The organism is Brevibacillus reuszeri, assembly GCF_001187725.1.
In the GTDB taxonomy this organism is placed as follows: Bacteria; Bacillota; Bacilli; order Brevibacillales; family Brevibacillaceae; genus Brevibacillus; species Brevibacillus reuszeri.
This window is the reverse complement of record NZ_LGIQ01000002.1, coordinates 155,744-168,676: the sequence shown is the minus strand read 5'-3', so window position 1 is coordinate 168,676 and position 12,933 is coordinate 155,744. Positions and strand designations below refer to the sequence as shown.

11 protein-coding genes are annotated in these 12,933 nt (G+C 49.2%); 2 read left to right on the top strand and 9 right to left on the bottom strand.

Going from position 1 to position 12,933, the window contains the following annotated elements:
- Positions 1-51: 51 nt before the first annotated feature.
- Both rlmD and ADS79_RS01315 read right to left on the bottom strand, forming a co-directional pair.
- On the bottom strand, positions 52-1,488 hold the full coding sequence (rlmD, locus tag ADS79_RS01320; RefSeq protein WP_049736610.1) for a 23S rRNA (uracil(1939)-C(5))-methyltransferase RlmD: 1,437 nt from the start codon (positions 1,486-1,488) through the stop codon (positions 52-54).
- 116 nt (positions 1,489-1,604) lie between these two features.
- A complete protein-coding gene (locus ADS79_RS01315) occupies positions 1,605-2,495 on the bottom strand; it encodes a diacylglycerol kinase (protein ID WP_049736972.1) in 891 nt (296 codons plus the stop codon).
- A gap of 142 nt (positions 2,496-2,637) precedes the next feature.
- Between ADS79_RS01315 and ADS79_RS01310 the strand changes: the two genes are divergently transcribed.
- Entirely contained in the window at positions 2,638-3,609 is a 972-nt protein-coding gene (locus ADS79_RS01310; protein WP_049736971.1) for an ROK family glucokinase, read from the top strand.
- Positions 3,610-3,699: 90 nt separating this feature from the next.
- Here the strand turns inward: ADS79_RS01310 and ADS79_RS01305 are convergent, their stop codons facing one another.
- From ADS79_RS01305 to ADS79_RS01285, 5 genes are all read right to left on the bottom strand, one after another.
- On the bottom strand, positions 3,700-4,620 hold the full coding sequence (locus ADS79_RS01305) for a DMT family transporter (protein ID WP_049736609.1): 921 nt from the start codon (positions 4,618-4,620) through the stop codon (positions 3,700-3,702).
- A gap of 56 nt (positions 4,621-4,676) precedes the next feature.
- Positions 4,677-5,855, bottom strand: a complete 1,179-nt coding sequence (locus tag ADS79_RS01300; RefSeq protein ID WP_049736608.1) for an ABC transporter permease — start codon at positions 5,853-5,855, stop codon at positions 4,677-4,679.
- Positions 5,855-6,583: an ABC transporter ATP-binding protein gene (locus ADS79_RS01295; RefSeq protein ID WP_049736607.1), complete on the bottom strand. Its 729-nt coding sequence runs from the start codon at positions 6,581-6,583 to the stop codon at positions 5,855-5,857. The genes ADS79_RS01300 and ADS79_RS01295 overlap by 1 nt, the downstream gene beginning before the upstream one ends.
- Positions 6,584-6,619: 36 nt before the next feature.
- Positions 6,620-7,075 (bottom strand): hypothetical protein, encoded by a 456-nt coding sequence (locus ADS79_RS01290; protein WP_049736606.1) that lies wholly within the window; start codon positions 7,073-7,075, stop codon positions 6,620-6,622.
- Between the two features lie 128 nt (positions 7,076-7,203).
- On the bottom strand, positions 7,204-7,566 hold the full coding sequence (locus ADS79_RS01285; RefSeq protein WP_236699846.1) for a hypothetical protein: 363 nt from the start codon (positions 7,564-7,566) through the stop codon (positions 7,204-7,206).
- Positions 7,567-7,734: 168 nt separating this feature from the next.
- On the opposite strand from ADS79_RS01285, the gene ADS79_RS01280 reads away from it, so the two are divergent.
- Positions 7,735-9,483, top strand: coding sequence for an RNA polymerase sigma factor (locus tag ADS79_RS01280; RefSeq protein WP_049736605.1), 1,749 nt, complete (start codon positions 7,735-7,737; stop codon positions 9,481-9,483).
- A 13-nt stretch (positions 9,484-9,496) separates the two neighbouring features.
- Here ADS79_RS01280 and ADS79_RS01275 read toward each other — a convergent pair whose 3' ends face one another.
- Complete coding sequence (locus tag ADS79_RS01275) at positions 9,497-11,158, bottom strand: YcdB/YcdC domain-containing protein (RefSeq protein WP_049736604.1); 1,662 nt, start codon at positions 11,156-11,158, stop codon at positions 9,497-9,499.
- Positions 11,159-11,257: 99 nt separating this feature from the next.
- Positions 11,258-12,898, bottom strand: coding sequence for a YcdB/YcdC domain-containing protein (locus ADS79_RS01270; RefSeq protein WP_049736603.1), 1,641 nt, complete (start codon positions 12,896-12,898; stop codon positions 11,258-11,260).
- Positions 12,899-12,933 lie beyond the last annotated feature (35 nt).

The window sequence follows — 12,933 nt, the reverse complement described above, 5'->3', positions numbered from 1 at the left end:
GATCCCAATCCGCAAACCCCAAAATCCCTTATATACAAGGCTTTCACAGCCTTACTCTTTTGCTCTAGACATCCATACTACGCACTCCACGTGCCCCGTATGCGGAAACATATCCACCGGCTGCACTTCCTTCACCTCATACCGCTCCGCCAGCACCTTCAAATCCCTAGCCAATGTAGAAGGATTACAGGACACATAAACAACCCGCTCAGGCTGCATCTCCAAAATCGTCGTCAACAACGCCTCATCACAGCCTTTACGCGGCGGGTCAACCACAATCACATCCGCACGTACCCCTTTCTCTTTCCACGCCGGAATCACGACCTCTGCAGGCCCCGCCTCAAACGTAGCATTCCCCAGCCCATTCAGCTCGGCATTGCGCTTCGCATCTGCGATGGCTTCCGGCACAATCTCTACCCCATACACATGCTTTGACTTCTGTGCCAAAAAGAGCGAGATCGTCCCGATACCGCAGTATGCATCAATGACGGTTTCCGTACCCGTCGCCCCTGCATACTCCAGTGTTTTGTTATACAGCACTTCCGTCTGCGCCGGATTCACCTGATAAAATGAACGCGCCGAGATCGCAAACTTAATCGGTCCGATGTAATCATAAATGACATCACTGCCCCAAAGCGTGACGGTCTTTTTGCCAAAAATGACATTGGTTTTATCCGGGTTGATATTCTGAACAACGCTCGATACACCCGTAACTTCTGAGCGAATTGCTTCCACCAGCTTCTCGCGCTGCGGAATCGGCTCTTCTGTCGTCACAAGCACGACCATGACCTCGCCTGTTTTCACGCCTACCTTGACTACGACATGGCGCAGCAAGCCTGTCCCGCGCACCTCGTCATATGCGGCAATATTCAGCTTGGTCGCTGCTTTCTTCACTACAGCTACAGCCTCGTCATTGACCTGATGCTGGATCAGGCACTCGTTCATGTCGATGATGGAGTGAGATTTCTCCGCGTAAAATCCGCCGACCAACGCACCGTTTTCCTCGCCGATTGGTACTTGTGCCTTGTTGCGATAGCGCCACGGATCGCTCATGCCAAGTGTCAGGTGAACCGTAATCGCACCTTCTCCCTCCACCGAAAAGCCGCCGATGCGTCGCAGATTGTCCCGAACGATCTGCTGCTTGTGGCGCAGCTGTTCCTCGTAGGCGAGATGCTGCAAGGAACAACCGCCACACCGGTCGTACAGCGGACAGGGGGGCATGAAACGATGCTCGCTCGCCTCCACGACCTCAGACAGCTTGGCAAAGCCAAAGTTCTTTTTCACATGGTCGACGCGGGCACGAACACGCTCTCCTGCAAGTGCACCATCTACAAAAAGGGTGTATCCCTCAACACGACCTACCCCGGCTCCCTCGTGGTTCAGTCCGGTTATCTCCACTTCCACGGTTTGTCCGACACGAACAGGGAGGTCCAGCTCCACTTTCGCTGTCGTTTGCGGTCCGCGCCGCTTCTTTGTTGTCTTCGCCACTATTTATTGCTCCTTTTGTCTTCTATCTATCTTCCAGGCTATTTTTCGCTCTAGGATGAACACGAGGGATGCTCAGCAGCATCCCCACGACTAGTTCTATTCATTTTACTATCTTCCTACGGGACGAACAACTCGATATGTCCCGGCAGCGCCTCTACCACGCAAGGCAGCTGTCCGCCGTGCTCGCCGTCCAGATTGAGCTGAACCTTTTCGCCTCCCGGTGAGGTGGCCTTGATGTAATCTGCTTGGAAATATAAAATGTTCGGGTCTTTTAGATGCTCGCCGCGCACTGCCAGCGTCGCCAGGCGAATAAACTCGGCGATATTGATCTTTTTCACCACGATGACATCCAGCTTTCCATCTGACAGCTTTGCATCCGGCGCGAGCTTGTCGAAGCCGCCTACGGAGTTGCTATTTGCGATGAGAAAAATCATGATTTCCTCGTCCAGAAGTACTTCTTTGCGATTTTCCAGGCGGACGCGGATCGGGTGCAGCGACGGCAACTTTTCCAATCCTTTGACGTAATACGCCATTTGTCCGATTAGCGTTTTCAGCTTGCTCGGCACTTCGTAGGTCAGGTCGGTCAATGAGCCGCCCCCGGCGATATTAATAAAATAGCGGTTGTTGATCCGCCCCAGGTCGATCTTGCGTTTTTTCCCCTTGGTAATAATCTCGGTAGCCTGATTGATCGATTTGGGAATACCAACTGCTCGGGCAAAATCATTGCTAGTTCCGCAGGGGATGATTCCAAGTGATGGTCGGGCCTTTAGCTCCGCCATCCCGTTTACGACTTCATAAATCGTTCCGTCACCACCAGCCGCTACGATGACATCAAAGCCGCGGGCAACCGCACGCGCGGCCTCCTCGGTAGCATCATGTTCCCCTCTGGTCGCATGGCACGACGTTTCATATCCGGCCGACTCCATTAACTCAAGAATATCTGGCAATCTCCGACGCACAATTTCCCGGCCGGAGCTTGGATTGTAGATTAATCTGGCTCGTTTCAAGGCAGATCCCTTCTTCCTTCCCTCGCTCACGGGTGTACTCTCTTCCATCATATCCTTTATAGCCATTTTTGGGAATCGCTATGCTGACTTGGGCGTGTTAATATAGAAAAAGATGGAAATCCAAATGATCGGAGGGACGGTTGTGGATCAAATCATCGTTGGTGTTGACGTTGGGGGAACCGCGATCAAAATGGCTCTGATTACCCCAGGTGGCGAGATGGTGACGAAAACACAGGAACCTACACCTGTCGCCTTGGGAGAAGACGGCATTTTGCAAAAGATCACCGCTATGATGAACACACTGCTCGAAAAGCACGGCTACACCCGCGATCAGGTCTTGGGTATCGGTGTCGGTATCCCGGGTCCAATCGATACCAAAAACGGAATCGTGCTGCAAGCAGTCAATCTGCATTGGAAACAACCCGTCCTCTTAAAAGAAAAGCTCCAGGCACTGGCAGACCTACCTGTCGCTGTCGACAATGATGCCAATATAGCAGCACTCGGAGAAATGTGGCGCGGAGCTGGTCAGGGTGCGCAGGACCTGGTATTGATCACGGTAGGAACAGGCGTCGGCGGTGGGGTCATTCTGAACGGCAATGTCATCTCCGGAATCAATGGTGTCGGTGGAGAGATCGGTCATATCACGATGACACCTGGAGAAGGACCGAACTGTAATTGCGGCAAAACGGGTTGTCTCGAAACCTATACCTCCGCTACAGCCATCATCCGTGGAGGACGTCAGGCCGCTGCCAACGGAACAAGCCCGATGTTAGCCAAGGTGCTTGCGGTTACAGGCAATATTCGAGCAAAAGATGTTTTAACCGCCGCCAATGCTGGAGACAAGGCAGCCGTTGCCATCGTCGATCAGGTTGGTTTCTACTTGGGGCTCGCCCTCTCTCATCTCGCCATCGTACTGAATCCAGCCAAATTCATCATCGGCGGCGGGGTCGCAGCTGCTGGCGAAATTTTGTTTTCCCGCATCCACGCTTCTTTCGCTCGCTTTATCCCTTTTTCCTATGTCGTGGAATCCACCGAGATTCTCCCTGCTACCCTGGGCAATGATGCTGGCGTATACGGAGCTGGCTGGCTTATTCGTTCGCGTTTTGTAACCTAGCCGACTTTTCCCCTAAGAAAACGCTCCTGCGATCGTGAATCCACGACATCGACAGGAGCGTTTTTTCTAATGCAACATACGAATCAGTACCTACAAAGCCTTGGTACGTTTCGGCACTGCTTTGTCCACCTCGGCAGATGCAGCCTTCTCCTTACCAGAAACGATCAAAACGGCACCGGCAAGCACCGCAAACCCGCCTAGTAGCTGCAGCAAAGTAAATGATTCCCCAAATAACAAGGCGGAGAAAACAATCGTTACGACAGGCTCAAGCGTACTCAAAACAGATGCCTTTGTGGAGCCAATAAGCTGTAGCCCTTGAAAGAAAAAGCCAATCGCCATTACAGTAGAAAAGATAACGATCCCTGCCAACGCCCACCAGCCAGCAGCGCCGAACGATAGGTCCAGCCCGCCATCCTTTTGCGCTACGAAGAATGTGGAAATAGCCGCGAACACGGATATATATCCGGCAGTCACAAACGGTGATAGCCCTTTCACCACCCGGTTACCCACAACGATATAGACCGAGTAAAACAAGGCAGCTGCAAGTGCAAGCACGACCCCGACCGGTTGAATCCCCCCAAATGACAGCCCGAGTACAAGACCAAGACCAACGAGAGAAATCAGCATGGCCAAAATCGTTTTTCGCCGCAGTGGTTCCTTTTCTACAAAATAGGTGAGCACAGCCACAAACACAGGAAACGTATACAGCAAAAGGGCAGCCATAGATGTCGGAATATACTGAACAGCAGAGAAAAAACTGAGCGACTGCAACGTATACAAGACACCGCCCAGTACAAATAATGCCACGATCTGCTTTTTCACCAGTCGCAAGCCTTCCTTGCGCAATACTAGAAAACCGAAAAACAGGATCGCCGCGAAAAGGAACCGTAAAAATAACAAGGTGGATACGCTCACACCCGCTCCGTACGCGTACACGGCAAAAATAGACATAACGCCAAAGCAAGCTGCAGATATGAATACATACAAGACACCCAAATAGAGCGGCTTCACGACAACTCACCAGCTTTCCAATATTGGCAACACAACGATGTGTGATCTAGAGGCTTTCAATTTTTCACAACGGCACCTTCTCTGCGAAACAGACGCGAGGACATTACCGTAATAATCGCCACATACACCAGCGAGCTCCCTAGTCCAACCAACGCATGCAGCGGCTCTACTCTTCCGTAAAACACTTCCTTGCAAAGCGCTACCCCATTAAAGACAGGAATCACATAGTAATAGCCCGGGATGTCTACCGGATTGAGCGGCATCATCATGTAGGAAGGAACCATCGCCAGAAAAATAACACCGCTCATATACGTCTGTCCCTCTTTAAATGACTTCGCGATCGTGCTCAAAACCAGCTCCAATGCAGCAAAGGTGGCCGCCAGAACCAAAATTGTCAGCACGAGAACAAGCAAGGTCATGGGCGAAAAAAAGCCGAGCGAAAAACCATTTTCCATCTCCAAAGGCCCCAGACGAAGTACAAGCGAGAGCGATACGAGTGAAGCCAAAGCGCTCATACAGCTCATTACCATCACAGCCATGAGCTTGGCCGTCAAAATATGATTCGCCGCTATCGGGGCAGTCATCAGCGATTCCAACGTCCCTCGCTCTTTTTCTCCTGCCACCAGATCATTGGCAGCTGCTATCCCACCAGACGCAAGCGATACGACAAGCATCAGCGGAATAATTCCGGCCAGCATCCCACCGGACAGCCTTTCCTCTGAAGCTACGTTTTCGTACGTAGGCGCAATGGGCTTGATCGCCTGCTCGGACATCCCCGCCTGCTTCAAGCGCTGGAGGACGATTTCTTTGCTGTACGCCTCTACCGTGTCCTCAATCACACTACGGGCATAGACCGATTTTTGATTGGTGGAATCATAAGCGACATGAAGCTCTGCGGTGCCTCCCGCCTTGATCTGCCCCTCGAGTGCAGGCGGAATTGTAATAATTGCCCGCAGCTGACCTTCTTGCAAAGCCTCCTCCTGATTTGGCGGCTGCAGGATGCTCACGCCAGGGACTTTTTGAAGTGAGGCAACAAGCCCTGATGATCCATTGACGGCAATCGGGATATAGGCGCGCGCTTCCTTTTCCACATGGCTATAAGACATACCGAGTAAAAAGAATACGAACGGAATAATGACGAGTGGAACTAAAAAGGTCCCCAGCAATGTTTTTCGATCGCGAAACAGATCGAGCATTTCTTTTTGGAAAACCGTCCAAATGACACGTCTCCCCATCAGGCTTCGCTCCCTTCCACCACCGCCATGAAGATATCATCCAGGTCTGCGATGCCAAATCGCTCTCGCAAAGTATCCAGCCCGCCTGCAAATTGAAGCCGTCCCTTGTGAATGAGCGCTATGCGCTTGCACAGCTTGTTGATTTCCCCCATGTTGTGACTGGAAAACAGGATCGTCTTTCCTTCGTCCTGAAGCTTTCCAACCATCCGCCGAAAAATATTGGCTGCCGTAACATCCAGCCCTGTCGTCGGTTCATCGAGTAAAATAACGTCCGGGTCGTGAACCAATGTGCGGGCGATGGCGACTTTTTGCTTCATTCCTCTCGAAAAAGCGCCGACGCGTCGATCTATGAACGAATCCATTTCAAGCATCTGGCTCAAGCTGTCGATCCGCTCCTGCAACCTTCTCTGCTCCAGCCCGTACAGACTGCCAAAATAGGCAATATTCTCTCGCGCTGTCAACCGATTGTATAAGCCCACATCGCCCCCAAACAAAATCCCGATACGACGCCGTACTTCTACTGGCTCCTTTTGGACAGAAAAACCGCTAATTTCGATATCTCCTTCTGTCGGTTGCAAAATCGTCGCCATCATGCGCATCGTCGTCGTTTTACCCGCGCCGTTTTCCCCCAGAAGTCCATATACCTCACCAGCTTCCACACGAAACGAAACATCCTCCACCGCTGTGATTGTCCCGAATCGCTTGCTGACCTGTTTTACCTCAATCAACAGCAGTCCTCCTGTCCGAAGCTCTATTTCTACTCGTTAAAACTGTACTTTGAGCAAATATGCTGCTCGTTTTTCTCCTTGGAATGTCACTTGTACAACTCCTGTGCGCCCCTGGAGAAGCCGTGGAATTACTGCGGCAATGTGAAACTCTTTTTGTTTTTCATCCACATGTGCATTCGCGACCGTACCGGGCGGCGTATACACCTGATCCCCATCCATTGTATAAAAGACAAGGGAAATATCCCCTCGCTGACCATGCGCCACTCCTGCAAAAGAGATGGCCTCAACTCCACCAGACCCAGCGGATACTCGCGTCAAATCAAATAACGGATGCCGAAGCGCCAGCTCCTGTCCCTGTTTCCAGTCCTGCACAAAGGCATCGAACTCTTGCACAGTCAACAATTGCGTGGTAGCTTTCCCCTGCTGGTAGAAGAATGCACCAGGTTGCAGGACAGAGAGCGTAAGAAAAGTAGATAGCCAAAACGCGAACATGCACATGACCTCCAATAATTGGTTGATCATAGCATGCCCAACCAGTAGACCCAGCATCTATTCACATCTACTGATCAGAATTTTTCGACAGTTAAACAAATGAATCTCCCCAGCCGAGCATGTCAAACTTAGGCTTGGGGTACTCCTGTCACGCCAGGATAGCGCTCTTTCCATTTGGACAGCGAAAAGTCGGCAAACAGCTCAACAAAATCATCGGTATTATTAATATAATGACGATTTTCCTTTATTCCGGGATGCTTTTCCTCAAATAACACGGCAACCAGGTGGCTCACAGGAATGCTTTCTGTTTCTTGGTCGTAAATTCCGCGCTCTGCTAGTACTTTGCCAAAATAGCGTACATACGTTACCGTTACCGTTTTTTGACTGCCGTTTTCTTCCCATATGGCGATGGAACGATCAAATGTATCGGATGGTGATCCACCTTTTCCCGGTGGCACGCTTTCTCCCGTAACCGAAATCAGCTTCATCATACTTCCTTCCCCCTTTTTCATCGTGTATGTTCATTATAGGGGAGAGCGGAATTTCTTACAAATCTGCCAGTTGTATCTTTTTTTCAAAGAAAGGTAAGATGACTGTCAGAAAATCAACGCATCCGGAGTCTATGCTATATGTCAATTAACAACGAGGGGTTTTTTGCGATGGAACGTATGGGTTATCAGTCAGATCTGCTACAACAGGAAGAAACGCATGAGGAAGACGAAACGCTGGTAGAACGGGCAAAATCAGGTGATCAGGAAGCCTTCGGAGAGCTGGTTCGACGTCACCGCTCCAAAGTATACGGCTATGCACGCTCGTATACACGTGAAGCCTTTCTGGCGGAGGATATTGTGCAGGATGCCCTTATCCGTGCCTTTTTGCACTTGGGTACGCTCGTGGACAGTCGCCGGTTTCTTCCTTGGCTTCACCGTATCGTGCGTAATCAGGCATACACTCGCCTGCAAAAAGGACCGCACAAACGGGAGCAGCTTTTCACTGGACTGATCAACCCGTCCCACGATCTGGAGCCAACCGATTGGGAAGACCTCGACAGTATTTTGCATCGTCTCGGCCGCACATGGTCACCTGCAATGGAGCATACTGGTGATCCCTCTGAGGTAATCGTGCGCCGTGAGCTGCTGCAGACGATCACGGGCATGCTGCATTGCCTGAATCCTCGGGAGCGTCGGATTGTGGAGTCCCACTTTTTTGACCATCTGTCCCCGACAGAGATTGGACGGCTGTTCGAGATGTCTCAGGCAAATGTCTACCAGGTTCTGTCCCGTTCCCGCAAAAAACTGATTCAAGAAAAGACTCGTATCGTAGTTGACCAATACATGAAGACGCGAAAGGATGCGGGAATGATGAATCAAACCGTACTGAGAAAACCGGAAGCATTTACACTGCCAACTTGGATTACATGCGCTGCGGCCTTACATGGATTAATCGAGTATACAGATCGCAAATTGTCGCTTCCCATGGTGCTTGGTCTCAGCGGGCATGCTTTCCGCTTGACTGTCGTTCCAAAGGAAATTCATATTGCAGGTCCTACGATGTTTCCTTTTGCAGATGTTTTGCAGGAGGGTCTCAGCAATATGGGCTTTGAGTCGAAAGTGGTTGGCGGCGAAGCAGCAGATTGTGCGTCTGGTCAGAATGCGAATCAGGTAGCTCCCTCTCTGCTGAGTGCTGAAGCCCGCGAGAAGCGCCCATTACCGACACTACTTCCACAAGCGCTGGAGCTGGTACACCGCTCGATTAATCGTGGGTATCCGGTTCTTGCCTGGGATTTGTTTATCCCTGAGTTTGGTTTGATTTACGGGTATGATGACGAAAGCAAGCAGCTGTATGCAGGGGATAATTGCGGTCACGATAAAACGGTCGCTTTTGAACATCTGGGGCGCGGCTTGGTAGAGGAATTGTTCGTCTTGGCTATCGAAAAAACAGTTGAGATCGATCAAAGAACCATGCTGACAAAAGCAATTGACACTGCTCTTCGTCATTACGCTGGTGCAGGATCGGATAAAGCATGCGCTAACGGGCTGATGGCCTACACAGCATGGCTGGAGGCTTTCCAGCAAGGCAGCATCGAGCCAAACGGCAACGCCTATACAATAGCGGTTGCAGAAAATGCACGTCGCAACGCCTCCCTGTTTTGGAGTGAGATCGCTGCGACGTGGAATGATCCTGCATTTGATCAGATTCGTCCGATGGTTTTGGAAGCCTCAGCTTTGTACGGGCAAATCGCAGATGAATTCACCAAGCTGAGCAAGCTCTTTCCGTTCCCGGCTGGCGGAGAGCCGAATGCTCCTGAGCCAAGCAAGCAGGCTACTGCTATTCTGCAAGGAATCGAGAATCAGGAACGCAAGGCTGTTGCATTATTGGAGCTTATGCTAGAGAAGCTGTCCGCATGATCCTGCCTGGGTCCTATTCATCCCATTTCAATGTCCCGCTCAACGCATCGACATAAGGCCAGCCCTTACTATCGTCGAGGGTATAGACTAGTTTTAATTCAGGTCCTTTTACTCCATAGTACGTTGGCCAGCGGTAAGACAGGCGAAGTGGCACATTTTTAATAAAAAACTCCGAAGCTTGCTGTTCTGTCGCAGCGAGCTTTACATCTGGAAGAGCAATTTCCTTCATTGGCAAGCTTGTCCGGAAGTGTTCGACCTTACCACTTGCTCCGTTTACATTGACGTTATAGTAGTGATTGAATACAGGTACATTATTATGCAATTCATAAAAGGTGAAGTTATAGATCTGTTCTAAGTCTTTATCATCACCTTTTTCTTTTTTTTCAACTTCTTTCATCCAGTTGGTCAATTGTATAGGTCTCACACGTTCATCAATTTCTACCCGCATCGTAGCCGATGTTGTTAAGGCATATGGTTCTAGAAAGGAAATGGCCTTTTTCAATGCCTCGTCTCTCGTCAAATTGACAGGTATTTCTGGACTCTGTGTCACAACCCCTGCACTTATTAATTGACCAGTTGTTGGATTTACAGAAACGCCAGAACTCCCAAAATTAGGGAATTCATTAGACCAGTGATATTCCAATTCATCTCTATACTCATGTTTATAATAGCGAGCATAGTCTTCCTTTGTATCCACCCCAAACATCGTGAATAAAATTTTGCTAGCATCCAACTCATTGTTTACTATGAGTGGCCTTGCTTGAGGCGTTAGTGTAATTTTTTTGTTGTTCACAGAATTTCGTCTGTTATCCTCGATTACTGCACCATTCATTGAGTCGATTGCTTTACCTGTTGTCGCATCGAAAACGGGCAGAGACCTCAAGACATAGAGAAGCTCGGGTGTGCCTGCATAGCCTTCCCGAAAGTACCCAAGGTCGAACGAACTAGGGGTAAAATACTGTTTTTTTATAACATCTTGCTTGAGTACCCCTTTTGGATCAGGAACGTTTGTTCCTTGCAGGTTCGGTATATTTAAAGAAATTGAGATGATATCCCCGTCTGCTTCTGTTTGGATTAACAGACCGTAATCCGTTCCCTCTAAGTCCAAGCCATTCACTAGATACGGATAGAAAACTTCTGTAGATACATGAAACGTAAATTCAGAATCAATGGGATCGTCTTGCTCATCTTGCTCATCTTGCTCATCGCTATAATAATGCGGCTCACCAATCATTTTTCTTTTTTCTGACCCATAAATCTCCATAACCAACTGATCTACACGTTGTTGGATAAATTCATATGTTTCCCTTTTCCCTGATGCCGCCTCTTGAATAGGAACCTGATAGCCCATTAATAGACCCGTTCCCAGATCAAACTCAAGCGAGGCATAGGATTCTGGATTCTTCGGATCTTCCATAGTTAGATATACAGATTTTCCGTCATCGCTTTGATCAACTGTACGCACGGTTAATGCTTTTAATCTTGGAATGAACTTTTCTAGTGTAGCTACTACCTTCACCGCACTCGTAGGGAGATCATAGCTAGCATATGACTCAAAAGTCCCTGTGACTTGCGCAAGTGTTTCAGGGCTGGCTGCTATAGACCGGCCTTGTACACCAGACAATATCGTGGCAGCAGCCAGAAGCATGGCGGTACTTCGCATCATTTGTTTCATAGGACGTTTCTCCTTCTCACATAAAGATTGCTACAGCTATTTCAATACCTATATTGGTATAATTTAGCATAGTAGCAAACATGCGGGAAGTCTTATGTCCTATTCATCCCAGTTCAATGTCCCATCTACCGCATCGACATAAGGCCAGCCCTTGCTGGTATCAATGGTATAGATCAGCTTCAGCTCAGGTCCTTTTGTTCCATAGTACGTTGGCCAGATGTACGATTGTTTCAGCGGCAAGTTTTTCACGAAGCTTTCTACTGCTTGCGGTTCTGTCACTGCCACCTTTGGTTCTGGGAAAGTAGCGTCCTTCATCGGCAAGGTTGTAGAGAACTGTACAATCTTGCCGTTTTTGCTGTCCACGAGCACCCAGTAATAGCGATCCAGAATAGGAGTATTTTTGTGCAATTCATTAAAGCTGAATCCGTAAATATGGCCAGGCTCTTCTTCTTCCTCGACGCCCATTTCCTTATCGATTTTCTTCATCCAATCTGCCAATGGCGCAGACTTGACCGGATCATAGATTTCTACCTGCACATTGCTAGAAGTAGACACTGCGTATGGCTCGATAAAAGAAATCGCCTTTTTCAAAGTCTCTTCTTTCGATAGAACAGTCTTGCTCTCCACTTCCTGCTCCCAATGATTAGCGTCCGTTACCAACCCCGTCGCAGCATCTACAGTTAACGAAACGGAATCCGAATCGTCATTGGAGAAAGAGTAGGTAACAGACTGGTCATCTTGCTCTTGCGATAAATACCAATCGTCTTCCTTCATATCCATTCCGAACATGCTGGCAGCAAGCTTTCTCGCATCCGCTTCCCCTTTCACAGCAAGGGATTTCGCCTGCGGCTTCAGCGTTATATTTTTGAAATTGGCCTCTTTGCGCTTGGTATCATCCGCGATTTCTGTGCCGAGCCATTCATCAACCAGCTTGCCTGAGGTTGCATCAAATATCGGGGCATAACGGAGGACATAGTGCATGCCGGGTTTGCCATCTTTTCCATCCTGTACATAGCCGAGGTCAAAAGCTGCCGTGTTAAAGTATTGCTTTTTGACGGCTTCTGGAGTCAGCGCTGTTTTCACATCAGGTACCTTTACATCTTTTAAATTGGCTTCACGGACGTTGATCTCCTCGATATGTCCAGCCAGGTCGGTGCTAAACCCAATGCCGAAATTACCTCCATCTATTTCCAGACCATTCAGCAAGACGGGATAAAAAACTGTCCGCGAACCGATCAACAGCTCGCGCATCTCATCTCCCGCTTCTTCTTCCTCGTAAGCAGACAGGCTCGGATTCCCCATCGTTTTGCGCTTATCTGCCCCCCATACCTCCACAACAGCCTGCTCTACCTTTTTCAAGATAGTATCGTCTGTCGCCTTTTGTGCCGTTCTCCAACTGGTTAAATAAGCCTCATAACTTACTAAATTGCCCGTTTTCAGATCAAAGGTGAAAAAGGCATAGTCCCCATTACGCTTGGGATCTAGCCAATCCAAATAGATGTAGGTCTCACTACTTTCTACTTGCCGATCCGTTAGCGCCTTTAGTCCCGGCTCCAGCTTCTCCAGCGCTGCCACCATTTTCTGTGTTGCTGCTGGAAGCTTGATGCTTTCCGTTGCTGCTGTTGCTGCACTGCTTTGAGCGAGTGCTTGCGGACTTGCTGCTAAAGCTGCAACAGGCAGACCTGATAGAATGGTTGCTACTGATAGAACCATTGCGGCATTTTGAACATTACGTTTCATTCGAGTTTCTCCTTCTCGCTTAGCATTGCTTTCTT